Genomic DNA, 23598 nt, shown 5'->3' with positions numbered 1-23598 from the left:
GGACAGCCTGTTTAGCTGTTACGCCCGTGGCGACTATGCAAGACACATTACGTATTACCGAAGTCTTTTACTCGTTGCAGGGTGAAACGCGCACTGCTGGCCTGCCCACCGTATTCGTACGGCTCACCGGCTGCCCATTGCGTTGCCAATACTGCGACAGCGCCTACGCCTTCAGCGGCGGTACCGTGCGCACCCTCGACGACATCCTGGAACAGGTTGCCGGCTACCGGCCGCGCTACGTCTGCGTGACGGGCGGTGAGCCATTGGCGCAACCCAATGCCATCCCATTGCTCAAGCGGCTGTGTGACGCGGGGTACGAGGTCTCACTGGAAACCAGCGGCGCCCTGGACATCTCTGCGGTCGACCCGCGTGTCAGCCGAGTGGTCGACCTCAAGACCCCGGACTCCAAGGAAGCCCACCGCAACCGCTACGAGAACATCGACTTGCTGACGGCCAACGATCAGGTCAAGTTCGTCATCTGTTCTCGCGACGATTACGACTGGGCCACCTCCAAGCTGATCCAGTATGGCCTGGAGCGTCGTGCGGGCGAGGTGCTGTTCTCGCCCAGCCATCACGACCTGAGCGCCCGAGAGCTGGCCGACTGGGTAGTGGCGGACAACCTGCCGGTGCGCCTGCAATTGCAGCTGCACAAGTACCTGTGGAACGACGAGCCAGGGCGCTGATCAGGCGGCTGCGAGAGGCGTTCTACCCACCGAATTACCGTTCAAATGCGTTTTTTCTGATTTATTTAAAATAAGGTGTTGAATAATCCTTAGAAATCAGTATTATACGCGCCACCACACAGCGGGTCGTTAGCTCAGTTGGTAGAGCAGTTGGCTTTTAACCAATTGGTCGTAGGTTCGAATCCCACACGACCCACCATTTTTGGCGGTTTAGAAAATCCGGAAGGCCCACGTAAGTGAGGATTTCCGGGTTTTTTTTTGCCTGTCATTTGGCAGGCCCGAGCCGACGCTGAGTCATTCCTTGCTCAGATTCCGTCGCAGTCCAAAAAGCATTCCTTAAATTCAAATACTCATACGCGGACCGGCGCTGACCGATAGTCCGGTCGTTCGTGTGCGTGTTCAGTGCGTATCAAATCTGATACCGCTGGTCGGAAACCAACCCGGAACTTCAAACGAAATTCTCCCTGGTTGCTTGTTTTTTCTTTTTTTTCAGCCGCTTAAGAAGGTTTTAAGAAATTTCCTAAAGTGCAGTCGGTTTATTGGCGGGAGGGGCGGACGATGTTAGTTTGCCACCCTTCATAAATTCGATGGATCGAACATGTCTTCCCAACTGCCACGGACTCGGTATTCCCTGAGTATTGCCCTGCTTGCCTGCCTCGTTTCCCACAGCGTAATGGCGGCAACCCTCCCGGGTGATCAGGACTTGATCCGCGAGCGGCAAAATCGCCTGTTGGAAGATCAGCAGCGGCGCCTTGAACAGCTCAAAGAGCTGCCCGGCAAAGAGGCCAGGCCCGAAGCGCCGGCAGCCCCGGTGGACAGCCGTTGCTTCTCGATCCAGACCATTGAACTGCAAGGTGCCGAGCACCTGCCTGCCCCTGAACGCGAGCGTCTGCTCAAGTCGTACACCGATCAATGCCTGGGCGTCTCACAACTCAACGCCCTGCTCAAAGACCTCACCGACTTCTACATCGACAAAGGCCTGGTCACCAGCCGCGCCTACTTGCCGCAACAGGACATGTCCAAGGGGCACCTGCAAGTGCTGGTGGTGGAAGGCAAACTCGAAGGCGTGAAGGGCGCAGACAACAGCAAACTGTCGGACCGCGAACTGGCCATGGCCTTTCCCGGCAAAAGCGGCGAGATATTGAACCTGCGAGAAATCGAACAGGCCGTCGACCAGCTCAACCGTTTGCCGTCCAACCAAGCCCAAATGGAGCTGACCCCAGGCGATGCCGTCGGCGGCAGCTCGGTGCTGGTCAAAAACAACCCGCAAAAGCCATGGCGTGCCAGCCTGTCGCGTAACAACGATGGCCAGAAAAGCACCGGCGAACAGCAGTGGGGCACCGGCTTTGAATGGGACAGCCCGCTGGGCCTGGCCGATCAGCTGATTCTGCGCGGCGGCCATGACGCGGTCAGCGACCACCAGAAAACCTCCAAGAACGCGATGCTCTACTACAACGTGCCCTGGGGCTGGTGGAACTTCAGCTACAGCTACAACCAGAGCGACTATCGTTCGGTCGTCCAGGGCGACGGTTTCGACTTCAAGCAAACCGGTGACAGTGAAAACCATCAGTTGCGCGCTGAGCGGGTGATCCACCGTGATGCCGTGAGCAAGACGTCGCTCAACGTCGGCCTGTCCCACCTGCGCACCAACAACTACATCGAAGACAGCCGCCTGGCCGTCAGCAGCAATCGCCTCAGCGAGTTGCAGTGGGGCATCAACCACGGTCGGCGAGTTGGCAGTGCGTTTGTCAACGTTGACCTCGGCATGCAGGACGGCATCGGTTTGCTCGATGCCCAGGCGCAACATGAGCGCGATCAGAACGGCAATCGATTGGCCAATTCCCGCTACCGCAAATACACCGCCACCGTCAGCTACCTGCAACCCTTCACGCTGTGGGGCGAGTCGTTCAGTTTTACCAGCCTGGCCACCGGCCAACGCAGTGAAGACGTGCTGTTCAGCCCCCAGCGCATGAGCCTCGGCGGCTCGGCGTCGGTACGCGGCTACAAGGATCAGCAACTGACCGGCGACAGCGGCGGTTACTGGCGCAATGACCTGCGCTGGAGCCGCCCGGTGACCCTCGGTTGGCTGCGCCCGGTCTTCGGTGAATATGGTGCCAGCTTGGGCTACGACCAGGGCGTGATCCGCAATGGTCGCTACAACGGCGAAGTGCATGGCCGCGTCTCGAGTAACTCACTTGAGCTGTTCGCCCGCGGTAAATACCTCAGCACCAGCGTGACCTTTGCCCACTCGCTGGAACGACCGGCCGCGCTGCTTGAGCGTGAAGCACCGATCTACTTCCGCATGGATTTCTTCCTGTAATTCAACGCCCAGTTGCAACGAGAATTTGAAATGGATGTTCGCCAATTTGCCTTCCTGGTTCGCCAGCCTTCTGCTGCCCTGAAAAGCCGTGACGCGTTCCTGGGCCTGCCCAAACGTGGCCTGGCGCTGATCCTGGCCAACGCGCTGTTCTGGCAACCGTTGCTGGCCCAGGCCGAAGGCATCGTGGTCAGCGCGCCCGGCACCACCGTGGGCGCGGCGGGCAATGGCGTGCCGGTTGTGAACATCGCCACCCCTAATGGCAGTGGCTTGTCCCACAACCAGTTCAAGGACTACAACGTCGGCGCCAACGGCGTGATCCTCAACAACGCCACCGAACGCACTCAATCGACGCAACTGGGCGGCATCATCCTCGGCAACCCGAACCTGCAAGGCCGCGCCGCCAACATCATCCTCAACGAAGTCAACGGCGGCAGCCCCAGCCAACTGCGCGGCTACACCGAAGTGGCGGGCCAGTCGGCCAAAGTCATTGTCGCCAACCCCTACGGTATTACTTGCAGCGGCTGCGGCTTCATCAACACCCCCAATGTCACGCTGACCACCGGTAAACCGATACTCGACGCAAGCGGGCAACTGCAACGTTACCAGGTTGATGGCGGCGCCGTGACCATCGACGGCCAAGGCTTGAACGCCGATAACGTCGACCGTTTCGAAATCATCACCCGCTCGGCCAGGATCAATGCGCAGATCAATGCGCGCAACTTGAGCGTGGTTGCCGGGCGTAATGACGTCGATGCTAAAAGCCTGCACGCCACTGCCCGCGCCGATGACGGCAGGGCCAAGCCGGAGCTGGCGATTGACTCGACGGCGTTGGGTGGGATGTACGCCGGGGCGATCAAACTGGTGGGCACCGAGGCTGGCGTGGGCGTGAAGCTCGACGGTACGTTAATGGCCAGTGGCGGGGATATTCAGCTTGATGCCAATGGACGACTGAGTTTGGCTAATGCCAAAGCCAGCGAAGCGGTGGTGATCAAGGCCGGTCAATTGGACGCTGCGGGTGCGGTGTATGCTGGCACGCGGGTCGATGTACAAACCACGACAGGCCTGAGCAACCAGAAAAGCCTGGCGGCCCGCGACAGCATCACCGTGACCAGCGGTGGGGCGCTGGTCAACAGCGGCATCATCGAAGCCGGTGTCAACGCCGATGAAAGCCGCAATGCCGGTGGCGATGTCAGTCTGCACGCGGCGAACCTGAGCAATAGCGGCAGCGTGGTTGCCAGCCGAACCCTTACCGCCACGGCCAACCAAACCTTGAGCAATCAAGGCGGCACTCTGAGCGGTACCACCGCCGTGATTAACGCCGGTCAACTCGACAACCGTGGTGGTCGTTTACTGGGTACGGACTCGCTCAAAGTCACGGCAACCGGTCTGGATAACCGCACCAACGGTCTGCTGCACAGTGAAAACAGCACCGACGTTACCGTAACCGCTGCACTGGATAACCAGAGCGGTCGCGTGATCGGCCTCAAAAACCTGGCGCTTAACGCCGGCCAACTGACTAACGATAACGGTCTGGTTGCCAGCCAGGCGCAGGCCCGTGTAACCGCCGGGCAGTTGAGTAACCAGGCGGGTGAAATTTCTGCCAGCCAGACCACCGTGATTGCCACGAACCTGGATAACCGTTCCGGCAAATTGTTGGGCAGCAACCTCAACGTGACCGCCAGCGGTGCCATCGATAACCGCCTGGGGATTTTCTCCGCCACCAGCCTGACGGTACAGGCGGCCAGCCTGGATAACCGCGATAAAGGTTCCGTTGCCAGCCAGGGCGTGATGAACCTGACCGTCGCCGGGCTGCTGGACAATCGCAATGAAGGCAACCTCGTCAGCCAGGGGGCTCAACAAATAGCCGCAGGGCAGTTGAACAACAGCCAGGGCGGCCTGGCGTCCAGCAAAACCACCCTGGCGCTGCACGGCGACAGCCTGATCAACCAGGGTGGCCTGGTCATTGCCGACGGCGCGCTGACCCTCACCGGCGGCGATCTGGATAACAGCCAAGCGGGCGTGATCAGCACCAAAGCCGCCGCGCACGTGCAACTGAACCAGTTGAACAACAGCAATGGCGGCAAGTTGGGCAGCGATGGTGCGCTGACCCTCCACGCCAACCAGCTCGAAAACAGCGCCGGTCGCATCAGCGCCAAGGGCGACTTGCAGGCAACGGTCGGTGTGCTCAATCAACAAGCGGGCGAACTCGTCAGCGACGGTGCGCTGAACCTGACCGGCACTTCCCTGGATAACCGTAATGGCGGCCTTATCGCTGCCACCAACGGCGTGGACCTGCGCAGCCAGACCATCCTTAATCAGCAAGGCGAGATATCCAGTCAGGCCAAGGTGCTGGTGGTCGCCGACCAACTGAACAACACCACCGGCAAGGTGATCGGCGACAGCGGCCTGACGCTCACGGTCCAACGTCTGCTCAACCAAAGCAAAGGCCTGCTGGCGGGGCGTGAGAGCCTTGTGTTGAACGGCACCCGACTGGATAACAGCCAGGGTGGCCGTGTCACCAGCCAAAAAGACCTGAACGTTATCCTGACCGGCGACTTGCTCAACCAAGGGCAGGGCACGCTGCTCAGCGAGGGCGCGTTAACCATCCAGGCCGGTACGCTGGACAACAGCCAGGGCGGCATTTTGTCCGCAGCCAATGTGTTGTCGATCACCACTCAGGGCCAGTTGAACAACCAGGCAGGCAAACTACTCGCCGATGGCACAGCCACGCTGGTCAGCGCTGCGCTGAACAACAGCCAGGGCGGTGTGATCAGCGCCAAGCAGCAGGTTGATGTGCGCAGTGCCGGCCTGAATAACAGCCAGCGCGGCAGTATCAGCAGTGACGCTGGTATCACCCTCAACGCAGGGCAACTGGACAACAGCCAGCAAGGGTCGATCTTCGCCAAGTCAACGGTCAAGGCAACCCTGAGTGGGCTGGACCAGCATGACCGTGGTGAGCTGGTCAGCAACACCAACATCGAACTGGACTTGAACCATGGGCAACTGATCAACCGCGACCACGGCCTGATCGCGACACCGGGCCAACTGCTGCTGAACAACCTGGGCAACGTCGACAACAGTCAGGGCGGTGAAATCTCCAGCACCCGGTCATTCCTGTTGATGGCCGATGCGCTGAATAACCGCGGCGGCAAAGTCATCAGTGGCGACAGCCTGCAGGTACGTATCGCCAAGGCGCTGGATAACAGCGTGGAAGGTGTACTGTCCGCCAAGAGCGTTCTGCAGGTGGCAGCCGACAGCCTGGACAACCAGGCCGGTGGCGCGCTCGCCAGCCGTGGTGCGCTGGACCTGAAGGTCACCGGCGTGCTGGATAACCATAACCAAGGGCAGATCACCGCCGCTACGGTTTTGACGACCACCTCAGGCTCCTTGAACAACAGCGACAAGGGCAGCCTTTCGGCCGGCACGCTCCAGACGCTCAACACTGGCGCGCTGGACAATCACCAGGGCGGGCGAATCGTCAGCGACGGCAGCCAGACAGTCACCGCTGCCAATGTGGATAACCGCACGGGTGTGATCGGCAGTCAACAGGCGTTGAACCTGACCACTGCCAACCTCGATAACACTGCCGGGTTGATCAACAGCCAGGCTGATTTGACCCTGACCGGGCAAACAGTCGACTCAAGCCTGGATGGGGAAATCTCGGCCAAGGGCGACTTGAAGCTCATCGTCCAACAGCTGATCCAGCGCCAGGGCCGCTTGATCGGCGAGCGCGCTGTGAGCCTCGATCTGCAAGGCGGAAATCTTGATAACAGCGCGGGCTTGATCAGCGCCAAAGGCCCGCTGACCTTCGCGCGCCTGGCCGACCTGACCAACCGCGAACAGGGTGAAATCTCCAGCCAAACAGCGTTTACCGTGGCCGCCAAACGCATCGATAACGGTGATCGCGGGGTCATCCTCAGCGCTGATCAATTGCGTCTTGAAGCGGATACAGTGGTCAACGCCAACAAGGGCTTGATCTCAGGCTGGAACGGTCTGACGGTGGTCGGCAATGGCCTCGACAACCGCGCCGAGGGCACGTTGTCGAGCAAGAGTGGCACCCTGCACACTGACCTCACCGGTGTATTGGATAACCACGCGGCGGGTGCCCTGGTCAGCCTGGGCAAACAAACGCTCATCGCGGGCAGCCTGAACAATGATCAGGGGATCATCTCCGGCCAGGCCGATGTGGACCTCAACGTTGCCGGTCGGCTGGATAACAGCAACAACGGCCTGATTGCTGCGGCTCAACACCTGGGCTTCAATAACGCCCAGAGCCAAATCCTCAACCGTGCTGGCCGGATCAACGCCGGCAACATCAGTCTTATCGGCCAGAGCCTGGATAACAGTGCCGGCCAACTGATCAGCCAAGGTACTTTGGACGGCACCCTCAGTGGCGCGCTGATCAATGCCAACAATGCGCGCCTGGCCAGTGGCGCAGCCCTGTTGCTGAAAGCCGCCAGACTGGACAACCGAGGCGGCCAACTGGTCAGCCAGGATCGCCTTGACCTGACCCTCGCCAATGGCGACCTGGATAACAGCGCCAAAGGCACGCTTGCCAGCCAGAAAGACCTAGTGATCAAGCTGTTGGCCGGTGACGTTCAAAACCAGCAAGACGGCCTGATGTTCAGCCAGAAGGGCAAGCTCGACCTTACCGCCCGCGCCCTCACCAACTATCAAGGCACGCTGCAAAGCCAGACCGATAATCGCCTGCGCCTCAGTGGCGCCCTGAACAACCAGGGCGGCCGCGTCGACAGCCTCAGTGGCAACCTGGACCTGCAAACGGCCAGCGTCGCCAATACCGCAGGTGGCATCCTCAACAGCAGCAAAGGCTGGATCAAGCTGGTCACTGGGCTGTTCAACAACGGCAGCGGCATCACCCAGGCGCAGTCGTTGAACATCGAAGCCAAAGGCGGCCTGCTCAACCAACTGGGGCATCTGTCGGCCCTTGGCGGTGACAGCCGGATTGTCACCACTACCCTGAATAACCAGGGCGGCGGTGTGTATGCCGACACCTTGCTCAAAGTCACCGCCCAGGACTTCGACAACCAGGGCACAGCGGCCAACAACGGTGGCAAGGTCGGTGCGCGCACCATTGACTTCGGCCTCACCGGCACCCTGAGCAACCGCAATGGCCTGATCGAAAGCGACGACACCCTGAGCCTTGTCGCGCAGACCATCGACAACGTCAGCGGCAACCTGCGCGCCATGGGCCGGGTTGGCACCACTGATATTCGCACCACGGGCCTGTTCGATAACCGCTTCGGCGCGCTGGAAAGCGCCAACGAAACCCTCAACCTGCAAGCGGCCAGCCTGGATAACAACGGCGGGCGTATCGTCCACACTGGCGGCGGTAAATTCGACCTCACGTCCGATCAAGTCACCCGCGCCGGCGGCAGCTTCGTCACCAACGGCCAACTGGACATCAAGGCTGCCAGCTGGACCAACAGCAGCGTGATCCAGGCCGGGCGCCTGAACCTCGACATCGGCCAATTCACCCAGACCGCCAGCGGGCAATTGCTCGGCGCACAAAGCCTGACCGGCACGGGCGAAACCTGGACCAACGACGGCCTGCTGGCCAGTGACGGCACCCTCAAGCTGACCCTCACCGGCGGTTACAGCGGCAACGGACGGGTCAGCAGCCTGGGCGAGATGACCCTCGCGGCGGCCAACATGGACCTGGGCGAGAATGGTCGTATTGCCGGTGGCGCGCTTACTCAAATCACGAGCACCAATGTCTTGAACAACCGTGGTCGCCTGACATCAGTAGGTGATCTGACGGTCAACGCCGCCACCTTGAACAACTACGGCACCCTGGGCGGCTCCGAGAACGTTCGCCTCAACGCCACCCATCTGCTCAACGAAAAAGGCCTGCTGTTCAGCGGCGAAGAGATGACCCTGCGGGTCAACGACTTCAGTAACCGCTTTGGCGATGTCTACAGCCTGGGCGGCCTCGACATTGCTCGCGATGATGCCAATGGGCGCAGTGCGCTGATCGAAAACGTCTCCGGTACGTTGGAGAGCGACGGCAATATGCGTTTGCTGGCCGATACCCTGAGCAACCGGCGCGACCAGTTCACCACCGAGAAAAGCCTGGTTTCCGCCAGCATCAGTGTGTACGGCAACGACTACTGCAAAGGCAAAGGCTGTGAGCTGAAGTTCAGCGGCGTCGAAACCTATGAGGACGTTATCAAAGGCAGCTCCGCCTCCGCATTCATCAGTGCCGGTGGCGACCTGACGGTGGGCAGCCAGACCTTCGATAACCTCTACAGCTCGGTATCGGCCGCTAAAAACATCCTGATCAACACCGACGTGCTGAACAACACCGGCGCTGCCGGCGGTGAACAGCGTAATTTCGGTTACGCCTACTACACACGCAACCGGTCGGCTTACTCGTTGCTGATGAGCGAAGTCGAACAGTTCAACCGCAGCAACGATCCCAACTCAAGTGACTATAAGCCGGGTGCGTACACGTTCGACCAGTTTGTTGAGAAGACGAGGTTCTCGGACACCTTCTTCACGTCACCTGTCGACTACACCGTCCCCACCTCTGGCAGCGTGATCGCCCAAGCGGTGATCCAGGCAGCCGGCTCGGTCACCGTTAACGCAACCAAAGAAATCAACAACAGCGTCATCCGCCCGAACGCCACCGACATCGACACCCCGGTGGCCAACCGCAACACCAACTCGGATGTATTTGCCTCTACCGTAAAACCGGCCATCACTGCGCAGCTACCGCCAGACCTGGCCCAACGCCAAGTCAATCCGGTGACCTTGCCGGGCTTCAGCCTGCCAACGGGTGAGAACGGCTTATTCCGCCTCAGCGGCCAGGCCGCGAAGGCCGGTGCAGCGGGTAAAGCGGATACCGCCAAGGGTGACTTCAACGCAAACGGACGTGTCATCACCGCCGCCGACCGCGAGAAAACCCTCGACTACAGCGCCGTGCAAGAGCGCGGCTTCAGCCTCGACGGCCAACCGGCCAGTGGCGCGGTCAACGGCCAAGGCCCGTTGGCCTTGGACAGCCGCGCCCAATCGGTCACCCGCGTACAAGGCCTGCCGGACATCGCTCCGGTAGACAACAGCCACAAATACCTGATCGAAACCAACCCGGCGCTCACCGACCTCAAGCAGTTCATGAGCTCCGACTACCTGCTCGGCAAACTGGGCTACAACCCCGACACCAGCTGGAAGCGCCTGGGCGACGGCCTGTACGAGCAGCGCCTGATCCGCGAAGCCGTGGTGGCCCGTACCGGCCAACGCTACATCAACGGCCTCGCCAGCGACGACGCACTGTTCCGCTACCTGATGGACAACGCCATCTCGTACAAGGACTCACTCAACCTGCAACTGGGCGTGTCGCTAACTGCCGAGCAAGTCGCGGCACTGACCCACGACATCGTGTGGATGGAAGAAGCCGAGATCAACGGCCAGAAAGTCCTCACCCCCGTGCTCTACCTGGCCCAGGCCAACAACCGCCTGGCCCCCAACGGCGCGCTGATCCAGGGCCAGGACGTCAGCCTGATCAGCGGCGGCGACCTGCGCAACAGCGGCACCCTGCGCGCCACCAACAACCTGAACATGGTGGCCGGCAACATCGACAACAGCGGCCTGATGCAAGCCGGCAACCGCCTGGAAATGCTCGCCACCGACTCGATCCGCAACACCCGTGGCGGCATCATCAATGGTCGCGACATCAGCGCAACTGCTGTCACCGGCGACATCATCAACGAACGCACCGTCACCACCTTCAAACAGGACGGCCAGGGCTACCAACTGCGCAACGACGTGGCCAGCGAAGCCTCCCGTTTCGAAGCCACCGACACGCTCAAACTGAACGCCGGCCGCGACGTGCTCAACCTCGGCAGCAACCTCAAGGCCGGTGGCAACGCCAGCGTAACCGCAGGGCGCGACGTACTGATCGCCAGCCAGACCGAACAGGACGACTACGCCTACCAACGCCGCCGCATCAGCGGCACCGAGCAAACCATCCTGCAACACACCTCCGCCGTGGACGTGGGCGGCAACCTCGCCATCGACGCCCGCCGCGACATCGCCGTGGTCGCCAGCACCGTCAGCGCCGCCAAAGACCTCAGCGTCAAAGCCGGCGAAAACCTGACCCTGGCCGCCGCCGCCAACGAACAACACGACTACTCCAAAGGCAAAAAAGGCGGCACCAAAACCACTAGTCAACTGGACGACGTCACCCAACAAAGCGCCGAACTCAAAGCCGGCGGCGACCTGATCGCCATCGCCGGCACCGACCTGACTTTGGTTGCCAGCAAGATCAGCGCAGGCAATGAAGCCTATGTGCATGCGGATAACGAACTGCAAATGCTGGCGGCGCAGGACAGTCATTACTCGCTGTACGACATGAGCAAGAAGGGCGGGTGGGGCAGCAAAAAGACTCAGCGTGATGAAGTGACCGATGTGAAGAATGTCGGGAGCGAGATCAAGACTGGGGGGGATTTGACGCTGGAGAGTGGGGGTGATCAGAAGTATCAGGCGGCGAAGCTTGAGAGTGGGGGGGATATTGCGATTGTCAGCGGTGGGGCGGTGACGTTTGAGGCAGTGAAGGATCTGCATGACGAGAGCCACACCAAGAGCAAGGGCGACCTCGCCTGGACCAGCTCCAAGGGCAAAGGGAATACCGACGAGACGCTACGCCAAACGCAGATGATTGCAGAAGGCAGCGTGGTGATTAAAGCCGTCGATGGCTTGAAAATTGACATCAAGCAGATCGATCAAAATACGGTTAGCCAGACGATTGATGTGATGGTCAAGGCTGACCCGCAACTGGCCTGGCTAAAAGAGGCCGAGCAGCGCGGGGACGTGGATTGGCGCCAGGTTAAAGAACTGCACGACAGTTTCAAGTACAGCAATTCAGGCTTGGGCGCCGGCGCGCAGATCATCATCGCGATCATTGTTACCTACTTCACGATGGGCGCCGCCAGCGGTGCAATTGCCGCAGCGGGTTCGGGAACATCGATGGCGGGGGCAACGGCTGTTGGGACTGCGGCCACGTCTGCCGGGTGGGCCAATGCTGCGGGCAGTACCGTGCTTGCTGGCATGGCGAGTAACGGCGCGATCAGCACCATCAATAACCGTGGAAACCTGAGCACCGTCTTAAAGGATGTCACTTCCAGCGACGCGATGAGAGGCTACGTGGTGTCCGGCGTCACTGCTGGCTTGACTGCAGGTGTCTATGACAAATGGACCGGCACTCAGACAGGCACTTCCACTGCACTCCCCAACTCAGGTGCAGTTGCCACCGTAAGTCCGTTGAGCACTTGGCAAGGCGTGGGGCAGTTCACGGCCAACCAAGTAATGCAAAACGGAACATCCCTATTGGTGGATCGGGCGCTCGGGGGCGAAGCCCGTCTTGGCGACGCGTTGCAGAGTAGTTTGGCTAACGCATTTGCGGCTTATGGATTCAACCTGGTCGGGGATATTTCCAAGAACCGGTTTGCAGAAAGTGGCATTACCAAGATTGGGCTGCATGCCTTGATGGGCGGGTTGGCAGCTGAGGCTTCTGGAGGAGATTTCCGCACAGGCGCTCTGGCAGCGGGTGTGAATGAGGCATTGCTGGATAGCCTCGCCAAGCACTATGCCGGCATGCCCGATGACCAGAAGAAAGGTTTGCTGGTCATGAACTCGCAGTTGCTTGGGGTGCTTGCGGCATCGGTACAAGGCGATGCCGACGCTAAAAATCTGCAAACGGGGGCATGGGTAGCGGGTAACGCAACGCAATACAACTATCTGTTTCACCAAGAAGTGGAGGAGATGACTGAGGAGGTTGCTAGTAAGAAAACCGAGGCTGAGAAAAATGAGGTTCGTGCCCGCTACGCGCAACTTGACGAAGCTAGAAACGGGGAGCTGCGATCGGTTTGCCAAGCTGCTCCCGCCGCATGCGATGCAGCATCAAATCGTTTAATCGCGGATGAGCCCAAGCTGCGTGAGTTGGCCAAATCGCTCTATGCACAAGGTCATACCAGTGAAGCCACTACGATTGCGGCTATTATCATCAGCAATAACACCACTGCGACTTTAACGATAGCCACGGAACTGGCGGCATTGCGGGATGGTGATCAGTCTTCATTTTGGGATGCTGCTGCTGGTACATTACTAGGCGCGTCGCTTGGAGGAATGAGGCCGAGTGGAGGTGGCGTCGGTGCAAAAGGGGCTGCAAGCTTCCCGGAAGGCATGAGCTTTAATCCGAGCATCAAAAACCATCTGAGTAGTTTCGATGGATTGACCCAGAAAAGTGGGGTTAGCGGAACCCATAATCTTAATGCATTCTCTCAGGCCGCATCTTCAAATGGCATAAAGATATTGGGTGAGACACCGACTTCTGTTAAGGGGATTACAAATATTGAATATCAGATACCGGCTTATGATCGAGCTGGAAATGTGATCGGCTATAAAGCGAAAGAGTTTACTAAGACTGTTTATGATCCGAAGGTCTTCTCTGATCAAAAGATCCTTGATCTTGGACAGCAGGCTGCGGCCAGTGGATACAGGGGTGCTTTGTCGAAGGGGGTGACTCAATATGATGCTACTGCCGGGGGCGTTAGCTTTAGGGTCTACCTTGACAAGGCTACAGGGGCAGTTACTAACTTTCACCCACAGTGAGGATTGATATGAAAGAGCTATTTGGACAGCCATATACTGATTCAGACCCTTACTGGATAGTGAAGGGGTATTTTGATCGGATGTATCACGATGGTAATTTTATAAAATCTCTTGAGCTATTGGTGAAAAGGTGGGGCTTCAGTACGGATGGTGCGTACTGCAATTTTCCTGATTTAAATAGTTTTTTTGAGGAGGAGCATTTTGAAGGTGTTGAGTTCGCTTATGGTTATCCGCCAAAAAATGAAGATACAGTTGTTGTAAGTGAAGAAATTTGCTCTAAATACATACGGCTAGCATGTGATAAGTATGTAAGTCTTCATCCGGAAGATACCGTAAAAGTGAGAGAGATTTTGGATCAGCTTTCTTTCTGATTTATTCTGAATAAACAAAAAAAGGGGCAGATTTATTTTTTCCCAATTTGCTAGGCTGTAATTCTCTAAGGAAGGAGGTTACCTATGCCCAGAGTGGGACGTGTCGTTTTGCCCAACTATCCTCATCATGTTGTACAGCGTGGTCACAACCGCCAGGTGGTCTTTAAGTGAAGCCAAAAACGGTAGGTTGGTACCTATTGGGTACGCTAGTTGTGTATTTTTTTCTGGTTTTTTTTGTGGTAGGTATTGTCGGTAATTTACTCGTGGCGACGATTGCATATTTCAAGCTGGGTCATTGGGCGCTTGAGGCTGGCGTTATCAATGCCTCTCTGAAAGTCGCTGCTTACTGCGGGGTTCCAGTAGGTGCGGGTATTTGGATGTTGTCATGGCTGAAAAGTCGTAAAGACAAAAAAGGCACTGGTATTTGGAAAAAGTAGAAAAAGGGGACAGATTTGAATGGCACTTACTTAACCTTCTTTGGTTGTCCATTTCTCCTGACCTCGGCCCTTGCCGCCGAACGCGTTTGCATCAGCATCGGGTAAGGTTTGGGTCTTCGTTTTATGGCGCGAGGCTCAATCCGTCCCGGCCGGTTTCCGACACGTTTCCTGGCGATCAACCTAAGTAAAGGAAAAAAGGTGACAGGCCCACAGGGCCTTTTTGCGAGCCCCTATTATCCCCAAAAGTATCAATCTCTCTTTATTGAAATCCACTCTCCAATATTCCGGTTTTTTTAATTTTTTCTCGACGTTTTTCCCCAATACCCACCCCAATACGCCATTCCCTTACCTTTTCTTTGTTTAATATTGAATCCAGTCGCCACCGAGGCCCAACGGGTCACTCTGTTCAAAAAAGGAGAAACGACATGACGCCCCAGGATCCTTCCAACACTAGCCGCCTCACCTGCTCGCGGCCTCCTGAGATGAACGCGCATACCCCCTTGGCAGCCCTCGCCGGTAACTATCTTCACGGTGACATCGTGCCTGCCCATCGACATGACGAGGGCCAACTGGTCTATGCCATCAACGGTGTGATGCTGGTGTCGGTGCAGCAGGCAACCTGGGTGCTGCCTTCCGGGCATGCCCTGTGGGTGCCACCGGCGATGGAGCATCAGATCCGCATGACCGGCGAGGTGCGTATGCGCACTTTGTTAATCTCGCCAGGGGCGCACGGTCGGTTGGCGCAGGCGTGCGAGGTGATCAGGGTTTCGCCCTTGCTGCGCGAGCTGATTGTCGCTGCAGGCGATGAGCCTGAAAGCCAGGCGGCGTCGTTGCGTCATGTGCAAATTGTCGAGCTGATTTTCTCGGAGCTTGACCGCGCGCAGCGAGTGCTGGCGCATGTGCCGATTCCGGATGAGCCGAGGCTCAAGGCGCTGTGTGCGGACTTTATCGACAACCCTTCCCAGGAATCGAAACTGGAGTGTTGGGCGGTGCAGCTCAATATGAGTTCACGCACTCTGGCTCGGCTGTTCCAGAAAGAACTGGGCATGAGTTACGGCGAGTGGCGCAAGCGCACGCGGTTGCTGCTCAGCATGCAGCGGCTGGCCAGTGGGGCCTCCATTTTGGAGGTGGCCTTGGAGCACGGTTACCAAAGCCCGAGTGCATTTACCGCGATGTTCAAGCGCACCCTGGGTTACACGCCGAGTCACTGCCGATTGGTGTGAGCTGACTCGGCGACGGGCTTCCTTCTGGCCTCGGTCCAAATGTGGGGGCTTGCCCTAATGCCCTTGTAGGAGCGAGCTTGCTCGCGAAAAACCTGAGAGCGCTGCGTTATCGTTGGCGTTTTTCGCGAGCAAGCTCGCTCCTACAGACCTGCACTTTGTCCCAATCAAAACGATGGTTGTCCAGAACTCGGGAGATGCGCACCCCGTTGCGCTTTTAACCTGCGTCTCTACTTGGCTTTCTGGATTTCTTTGATGGGTTCGCCTTCTTTTTTCCCACGACATGGCCGTCTCTCGCTGCTCGGTGTTGCGGTGGCGTTGTTGGCGGGATGTTCGTCCTGGGTCGCCCATACACCGGCACAGCCCCATCCGGAACGCATCAATGCCCTCAGCCACCTCCCCCAAGGTGTCTCAGCCCAAGCGTTAACTGAACGCTGGTGGCAGTTGTATAACGATCCGAACCTTGATGCGTTGGTGCAAAAGGCGTTGCTGCACAACCGCGACCTGGCGGCGGCCCAGGCCCATGTGCAGGCGATGCTGGCGGGGATCATGCAGGCCGATGCCGAGCGCTGGCCGTCCACCCAGGCGTCACTGGGCGCCGCTTACGGCAAGACCGCCGATGACCAGACGCTGGCCAAGGCCACCGATAGCCATGCGCCGTCAGAGTGGGCATTCAACCCAGGCTTCGAGCTGGCTTATCAAGTGGATGTGTGGGGCCAGGTTCAGCGCACCATTGAACGTGCCCACGTGCAAACCGCAGCGGCGCAGGCTGCCGAAGACCTGCTGCGCATCACGGTCGCGGCACAAACCACCCGCGCTTATGTGAATGCCTGCGCCTTGGGTGCGCGTGCCAAGGTACAGCGCCATTCGTTGGACGTGGTCGGGCATAGCCTGGCGTTGATCGATCGCCAGCGCCAGGCCGGTGTGGTGACCGACCTTGAATACCGCCGCATGCAAGCCCTGCAAGGCGAAACCCAGGCGTTGCTGCCGATGTTGGAGGCGCGTCGACAAGCCGCGCTCTACGAATTGGCCATGCTGACCGGCGTCGCTGAACTGGACCAAGGCTCTGGCGCCGCAACGTGTGAAGTGGTGCCACAACTCAATGCCGAGTTACCGGTGGGCGATGGCTGGCAATTATTGGCACGCCGCCCTGACGTCCGGCAGGCCGAGCGCGCGTTGCAGGCGGCCACGCTGCAAGTGGATATTGTCCAGGCCGACCTGTACCCCAAGGTGACGTTCGGTGCTTCAGTGTCCTCCTCGGCCAACAAACCTCATGAGCTGGGGGACAGCCGTGCGGTGATGTTCGGCATCGGCCCGCTGATTACCTGGCAGTTCCCTAATTGGCAGGCCAACCGCGCGCGAGTCAAGCAGGCACGGGCACTCGAGCAGGTGGAGGTCGCACAGTTCGAGGCCAGCGTCCTCAAGGCCCTCAAGGAGGTGCGCCAGGCCCTGGCGTTGTACGACGGCGAGCGGCAGCGCCACGCGGCCTTGAGCCGGGCGCTGGACAGCAGCCGCCAAGCCTACAAGTTGGCCCAATTCAACTATGACGCAGGTTCTATCGACTTCCTCGACGTGCTGGACAGTGAGCGAGAACTGATCCGCTTGCAGGCCACGCGCGCCGACGCCGATGGCCAGTTACTGCAACGCCAGATCGGCCTGTTCCGTGCCCTTGGCGGCGGTTGGCAGTCCGGCGCCGTCGAAACCCCGGCCGCTGCGCCCACCCACGCGTCCATCCCTTCTTCCGGTACCCAGCCATGAATATCGCCGTTGATGAAAAAACTGCAGTCCAGGACGAGCAGGAGAATGTGCTCGAGCAACTCATGCATGCGCGTAAGCAACGGCGAAAAAGGAACCTGATCCTGCTGGGCGGCGCCGCGCTGTTGATCGCGGCGGTGGTGTTCGGCGTGTATTGGATGACCGTCGGCCGCTACCTGGAGCAGACCGATGATGCGTATGTGCGGGCCGACTGGATTCCCATCAGCCCGAAGGTCTCAGGCTACGTGGCCGAGGTGATGGTAGAGGACGATCAGCCGGTCAAGGCGGGGGATGTGCTGGTGCGCATCGAGGACCGTGACTACCAGGCCCGTTTGGCACAAGCCCGCGCAGAACTGGCCGAGACCCAGGCCTCGGTGGCGGCGCAAGAGGCCAACTTGAAAGTCACTGACAGCCTGATCGCCCAGCAAAAGGCCGGCGTTGCCCAGGCTGAGGCTCACGCCCGCAGTGTGGCCGCTGAATTGCGCCGCGCAAGTCTCGACCAGCGTCGCTACGAAGGTTTGGTGCGCGAACACGCCGCCAGCGCACAGCGTCTGGAAACGGCCGCCGCCAGTTACACCCAGGCCAACGCTGCGGTGGAAATTGCCAAAGCGATGCAGCTGCAACAGGAAACCCGCTTGACCGTGGCCGTCACCCGCCGCCAACTGGCCCAGGCCTCGCTCCAGCAACAGATAGCCCGGCGCAGCCAGGCTGAGGCGCAGTTGAACCTGGCGACGCATGCCCTGGAAGACACCTTGATCCGCTCACCCATTGACGGCGTGGTGGGGCAGCGCAAAGTGCGTACCCGCCAATACGTCGCGCCAGGGTTGCCGCTGCTGGCGGTGGTGCCCTTGCAACAGGCTTACGTCGTGGCCAACTACAAAGAAACCCAATTGCGCGATATGCGTGCCGGCCAACCGGTGGATATCAGCGTCGACAGTTATTCGGGACGCAAGCTCAAAGGCCATGTGGTGAGCTTCTCGCCAGGCTCTGGAGCGGTGTTCGCACTGTTGCCGTCGGATAACGCCACCGGCAACTTCACCAAGATCGTGCAACGCTTTCCAGTGAAAATCGTCATTGATGAGCATGACGAAGGCGGACCTATCCTGCCGGGTATGTCGGTCATCACCACGGTGGACACCCGCCCAGATAAGCAGGGCGCTGCACATGACTGAATCGGCTGAAAAGAGCGTCTCCTTTCGCGCCTGGGTGGCGGTGATCGGTGGGCTGTTCGGTTGTTTCATGGCCGGCATGAACGTGCACGTGACCAGCGCCGCGCTGCCGGAGATCGAAGGCTCCCTGGGGGCGACGTTCGAAGAAGGCTCGTGGATTTCCACCGCCTACCTGGTCGCGGAAATCGTCATGATCCCGCTGACCGCCTGGTTGGTGCAGGTGTTCTCTCTGCGGCGTGTGATGCTCGTGGGCTCGTTTGTGTTTTTGGTGGCGTCCATTGCCTGCTCCTGGGCGCCCAACCTGGAAGTGATGATCATCATTCGGGTGATCCAGGGCGCCGCCGGCGCAGTGCTGATTCCCTTGTCATTCCAGCTGATCATCACTGAACTGCCGCCCAGCAAGATCGCGATGGGCATGGCCTTGTTCGCGCTGTCCAACAGCGTCGCCCAGGCCGCCGGGCCGTCCATTGGTGGCTGGCTGACCGATGCCTATTCCTGGCGCTGGATCTTTTACCTGCAACTGGCCCCCGGCATTCTCTTGCTGTTGGCGGTGGCATGGTCGATCGATGCCAAGCCCATGCAGTTGAGCCTGCTCAAACGCGGCGATTGGGGCGGGATCATCGCCATGATCGTCGGCCTGGGTGGCTTGCAGATCGTGCTGGAAGAAGGTGGCCGCAAGGACTGGTTTGGCTCCGATTTCATTGTGTGGATGTCACTGGTGGCCGGCGTGGCCCTGGTGTACTTCGTGCTGTCGCAGTTGTATGGCAGTCGCTCCTTCATCAACCTGCGCCTGCTCAAGAGCTACAACTTCGGCGTGGCCAGCGCAGCGATGTTCATCTTTGGCGGGGCGACTTTCGGCCTGGTGTTCCTGGTGCCCAATTACCTGTCCCAACTGCAGGGCTACAACGCCCGGGAGATTGGCATCAGCCTGATCGCCTACGGCATGGTGCAGCTGGTACTGGCGCCGTTCATGCCGCGCCTGATGAAGTGGCTCAACCCGAAACTGATGGTCGCCAGTGGCTTTTTCATTATGGCCCTGGGGTGCTACCTCGGCGCGCACCTGGACGTGGACAGCGCCGCCAACGTGATTATTCCGTCCACCGTGGTACGGGGCATCGGGCAGCCGCTGATCATGGTGGCGCTTTCCGTGCTCGCGGTGTCTGGCCTGGCCAAAGATGAAGCCGGCTCCGCCTCGGCCTTGTTTTCCATGCTGCGTAACCTGGGTGGTGCCGTGGGCACGGCGGGCCTGACGCAGATCGTGGCCATGCGCGAGCGCTTTCACTCTGAGCGGGTAGGGGAGTCGATCACGCTGTTTTCACCGTCCTTTCAGGAGCGCCTGCGCGCCAGCATGGCTGACAGCGAGGCTTTTATCTTCAACCAGCTATTACCCGCTCAACAGCAGGTCCTTGAGGGCTTGATCCACACCGTGCGTCGTGAGGCGTACCTGATGGCCTACAGCGATGCGTTTTATGTGTCCTGTATTGCGTTGATCGTGTGCGGGGTAGCAGCCTTGGCATTACGGCAGTCAGCCAAGAGCGGATAACCACGCCAAGCAGGTGTTGAACTTGTACAGCCCACTGCATTTGGTAGGCGCCCACTATCCGCCCTTCGGAAAAAAGGAGCTCTCTCATGCAACAACCCGATACCCTGGTCCGTAACCCGGTGGGCAACCCTGTCGTCGCCAGCGTCAGCGTGAATGCCGAAGCTCGCAGTGTGTGGAGTGTGGTCGGAGATTTCGCCGGTTTCGCGAAGTTTATTCCGGCCTTGTCTCATATCGATATGACGGGCGAGGGCGTGCGTTCGGTACGCAAAAAGCTGTTCAAGGACGGCAATGTGGTGATCGAGCAACTCAACAGCCATGACGACCAAGCCATGACCATGACCTGGTCACTGATCTACACCTCGCTGAACATCGGCAACCTGTGGGCGCTGATGGAGGTGGTGCCACAAGGCCCGAACCAGAGCCTGGCGACCTGGACCATCATTGGTCAGCCCTACACGGGCGGCAAGGAAGACGTACCGGCGTTCGAAGCCTTCCTGCAAGGCTTTGCCGATGACGCGATGAAGAACGTACAGGCACTCTTCAACTGACATGACGCGCAGGGTGGCACGCTGAGAATGTGCCTAGGTAGGAGCGAGCTTGCTCGCGAAAAACCTGAGGGCGCCGCGTACTCTCAACATGCCAGCGTCATCGTTAACGTCTTTCGCGAGCAAGCTCGCTCCTACAGTGGGGTGGGCCTTCCCCGACAGTGCCCACCGTTTATGGTTTTGGAAAGGTCTCGGGTTTATAAGTAAAAGCCCACCATTTAAACGGATTCCAATGGGGGTTTTTCTTTGCCGGTTTGAAGTTTCTGTTTTTTGCCATTTCTCGGGAGACGTATTTTTCCGCTTCGGATCTGGCCAATGCCTTATCAGCGTCAGTCAGTGGAGTGTTCTGATTTTTTTTCAGGGTGTCCAGATAGATATTTTCTACTTTTACAATCGCAGCATTTATATCTTCCGGTACTAGGTTGGCGGTGAGGGTGCCGCTATAGCCCTTGACAGGGCGCCCTATGAGCTTCTGAAACTCCGCCGCGAAGGACGCATCTCCACCACTTGCAGAGTCACATGACAGTAGCCTTACGTTGTCAAACGTTTCCGGGTAAATGCCCGAGTCATGAAGTGTCTGAAGTAACTCTTGTGGCGTATTGAGTTTTCCGTTGTATGAAACTTTCGAGATGCCAGTAGCCGGGTCGACGCTTCCGTGCACCAGGATGTTGAGTCGTTCTTGACGGCCGTTTTTGTTGAAGTCGGTAAATGTATAAAGTTTTTCGTCAAGGGAATTTAGCTCGTTAAGCTCTCCACTTAGTACTACGTTTTTATCCACAGTGGAAAAAAGCGCTTCGCCGGTCGGTAAGTTCTCTACGGATGTCAGAAGTGAGCGCTTACTGTTTGGTATTTCGATTGTCGGAGGGACACCTTCACTGACGTGTGGTGTATCCGGTTCGCTTGGTGCGGTATTGGCGACGGAGGACACGTCGCTGTCATTCGCGGCGTTTACTTTCCTCACGAAATCAAAACGGTTGCTTTGCTCATTGTATTTCCAGCCGTAATGTTCGCTGCCAGCGATAGTCGATGCGGAGGGTGCTTCGCCCAACCCAGCCTCAGCTCCAAATGGTGTGAGTTCATGTGCCAGCTGCAAGCCCGATATCACTGCAGCCGCTGTGCCGCCAACACGATCGTCGGCGGTCATACCATAAATGGAATCATGGGTACCGAAGACAATATTGCCCGCGTTTCCAAGGATGGGCACATAGCCGAAGGTGCGCCCCCATAATTCTTTGGCTTCCTTCCACGTTTGCTTCGAGGAACCAAATACCTCTGTTTGATCGGCCCACACGGCATTGTTGGCGTTGATCTTTTGATAATTGCTGGCAATACCAGAGTTCAGATCTCCAAATTTTAAATGGTAGGTTTTCTTTCGCGATTGAGTGTAATTAAATAACTCTCTAACCGGAATCTGTTTGTCGCTGAGTAGATTTTTGCGTCCCGGATAGTGCGCATGATTACCCTCAATCAAATTTTCGAGCACACTGCTCGCTGATGGCCAATGAGCATCCTTTCCGCCTTGTCTGTCTTCGGCGTTAAAGCTGGCTTTTAAGGCATCACGGTTGTCTTTGGCCCAACGAGCAAAATCATCGTCTCCGCGTATTTCGCTGACTGTGCCTTTCTTCAAGTCGAGCATCAGGCCTTGATTGGGGCGGGTGTCATAATTGCCGTGATAGTTGACATAAGGAATAAACGCATACCCGGCCAGTGGATAACCGTATATGTTGGGTATGACGACATTTCCCTTATTGTCTAGCGTGCGTTCAACGGCTGATCGGCCTTCAGGCGATAGCATTTTATACGCATCTTTGTCGTTACGCAGGCCTTGCAAAGTTCCCAGCACAACATAAGCATCGGCTTTTCCCGAGCGCTTCGCCAATGCGCCCGTCTCGTCGCCCATGGTGGAGGCGATATCATCTTGCCAATGATTTTGTAGCTTCGCACCCAGCGCTTCCAGATCGTTGATCTTGCTCCGGTCTTGCGGCTTGATTTCCATGGTTTGGAAGTTGAGCAGGCCACCTCCCGGTGGTTTATCGTGCTTAAGAGCACCGGCTGCAATTTCCCATGCAAAATAGGTGCGTGTATCGGTGTTGGTCTTGACTTCCGGCTTCCATTTTCCAACGTAACTGTTGAAGGTTACAGTGATTTTTTCATGCGGGTCGAACCCGGCAGCCAATAACCCGCCGCTGAAATAACCGGCAGGCTCCAGGAACGGGCGAGTTTTCTGGAACCTGATATTACTTTCTTTTTCTTCACCGCTTTCTATGTTCTTGATTTGCGTGACAACACGGTCGGCGTAAGCGTCAATCCTCTGTAGCTGTTCCTGGTGCGTATAACTTGCTGTGGGAGGGGAAACGCTGACAGAGCCATAAATGACTCCATTGGCGAAATCAAACTCATGGTCGGGGGCGGGCGCAGGGATCGGTTTTTGTCCCAGCCCCAACTTTTTATCTTCCGAAGCGCTCGGCGCGTCCGCAAGTGTATTTTCGACTGGCGGTGCATCGTCAATTGCCCGAGTGGAGCGACGGTGTTCAGCATTTGTTGTATGGGGATAGTTGCTGAGTGGCTGTGGCACGGGCGAGAATATATTCATTGCTGGGTCACTTTATTTATATGAGATCAACGATATAGCTTTAAACGCAGTCGTTCGGCGGGCGTGTGTGCACTGCACTAACATGCCATACCCTTTTAACGGGTTCACTGTTTAACCTCTGTTTATGGTTATAGACGCCAAAGGGAAGCGCTGAATTTTCTGGTGCGTCCGTCTGTCGAGCTTATTTTCTCTTGTTTGAAAATATCCGCATGAGGTTAGTTTTTTGTTGGGTGGTTGAGGTCTGCGAAAGGTTCCACTTTCTGGGTGTGCTTTGTTTGTAAGAACGCGATCATAAGGACCAACCTACAGCGACCCGAGAAAAAGCGTACAACTGAG

Annotated in this window: 11 protein-coding genes, 1 tRNA gene and 3 pseudogenes; 12 read left to right on the top strand and 3 right to left on the bottom strand. The window is 58.0% G+C overall.

Going from position 1 to position 23598, the window contains the following annotated elements:
• The first annotated feature begins 35 nt into the window (after positions 1-35).
• The 7 genes and pseudogenes from queE (at position 36) to BMH52_RS29145 (ending at position 14437) form a co-directional block, all read left to right on the top strand.
• The gene (gene queE / locus BMH52_RS28050; RefSeq protein WP_072435129.1) at positions 36-683 is read left to right on the top strand and encodes a 7-carboxy-7-deazaguanine synthase QueE; all 648 of its coding nucleotides are present in this window, start codon (positions 36-38) and stop codon (positions 681-683) included.
• 123 nt (positions 684-806) lie between these two features.
• Positions 807-882 (top strand) — tRNA-Lys (locus BMH52_RS28045).
• Positions 883-1281: 399 nt separating this feature from the next.
• On the top strand, positions 1282-3003 hold the full coding sequence (locus tag BMH52_RS28040) for a ShlB/FhaC/HecB family hemolysin secretion/activation protein (protein WP_072435131.1): 1722 nt from the start codon (positions 1282-1284) through the stop codon (positions 3001-3003).
• Positions 3004-3033: 30 nt separating this feature from the next.
• Positions 3034-13629 carry a filamentous hemagglutinin N-terminal domain-containing protein gene (locus tag BMH52_RS29860; RefSeq protein WP_083610661.1) on the top strand — a complete coding sequence of 3532 codons (10596 nt, stop codon included), beginning with the start codon at positions 3034-3036 and terminating at the stop codon, positions 13627-13629.
• 8 nt (positions 13630-13637) lie between these two features.
• The gene (cdiI, locus tag BMH52_RS28025) at positions 13638-14000 is read left to right on the top strand and encodes a ribonuclease toxin immunity protein CdiI (RefSeq protein WP_072435133.1); all 363 of its coding nucleotides are present in this window, start codon (positions 13638-13640) and stop codon (positions 13998-14000) included.
• A gap of 84 nt (positions 14001-14084) precedes the next feature.
• A pseudogene (locus BMH52_RS28020) lies at positions 14085-14165 on the top strand (transposase); the annotation flags it as partial.
• 2 nt (positions 14166-14167) lie between these two features.
• Positions 14168-14437, top strand: coding sequence for a hypothetical protein (locus tag BMH52_RS29145; protein ID WP_072435135.1), 270 nt, complete (start codon positions 14168-14170; stop codon positions 14435-14437).
• Positions 14438-14463: 26 nt separating this feature from the next.
• Here BMH52_RS29145 and BMH52_RS29810 read toward each other — a convergent pair.
• Positions 14464-14625: pseudogene (locus BMH52_RS29810) on the bottom strand (IS4 family transposase); the annotation flags it as partial.
• A gap of 294 nt (positions 14626-14919) precedes the next feature.
• On the opposite strand from BMH52_RS29810, the gene BMH52_RS28010 reads away from it, so the two are divergent.
• From BMH52_RS28010 to BMH52_RS27990, 5 genes are all read left to right on the top strand, one after another.
• A complete protein-coding gene (locus tag BMH52_RS28010) occupies positions 14920-15660 on the top strand; it encodes a helix-turn-helix domain-containing protein (RefSeq protein ID WP_073845716.1) in 741 nt (246 codons plus the stop codon).
• 252 nt (positions 15661-15912) lie between these two features.
• Positions 15913-17415 carry a TolC family protein gene (locus BMH52_RS28005; RefSeq protein ID WP_073845696.1) on the top strand — a complete coding sequence of 501 codons (1503 nt, stop codon included), beginning with the start codon at positions 15913-15915 and terminating at the stop codon, positions 17413-17415.
• Positions 17412-18584, top strand: coding sequence for an HlyD family secretion protein (locus tag BMH52_RS28000; RefSeq protein WP_073845694.1), 1173 nt, complete (start codon positions 17412-17414; stop codon positions 18582-18584). The genes BMH52_RS28005 and BMH52_RS28000 overlap by 4 nt, the downstream gene beginning before the upstream one ends.
• The gene (locus BMH52_RS27995; protein WP_072435141.1) at positions 18577-20124 is read left to right on the top strand and encodes an MDR family MFS transporter; all 1548 of its coding nucleotides are present in this window, start codon (positions 18577-18579) and stop codon (positions 20122-20124) included. The genes BMH52_RS28000 and BMH52_RS27995 overlap by 8 nt, the downstream gene beginning before the upstream one ends.
• Positions 20125-20210: 86 nt before the next feature.
• Positions 20211-20672, top strand: coding sequence for an SRPBCC family protein (locus BMH52_RS27990; protein WP_014719706.1), 462 nt, complete (start codon positions 20211-20213; stop codon positions 20670-20672).
• Positions 20673-20708: 36 nt separating this feature from the next.
• On the opposite strand, the pseudogene BMH52_RS29805 reads toward BMH52_RS27990, so the two are convergent.
• A pseudogene (locus BMH52_RS29805) lies at positions 20709-20795 on the bottom strand (outer membrane lipoprotein carrier protein LolA); the annotation flags it as partial.
• 46 nt (positions 20796-20841) lie between these two features.
• The gene (locus BMH52_RS27985; protein ID WP_072435143.1) at positions 20842-23262 is read right to left on the bottom strand and encodes a hypothetical protein; all 2421 of its coding nucleotides are present in this window, start codon (positions 23260-23262) and stop codon (positions 20842-20844) included.
• Positions 23263-23598 lie beyond the last annotated feature (336 nt).

This window comes from Pseudomonas sp. BTN1, assembly GCF_001907715.1.
Classification (GTDB): domain Bacteria; phylum Pseudomonadota; class Gammaproteobacteria; order Pseudomonadales; family Pseudomonadaceae; genus Aquipseudomonas; species Aquipseudomonas paracarnis.
Note: the sequence above shows the minus strand (reverse complement) of the source record. Positions and strands in the feature narration are given on the sequence as shown.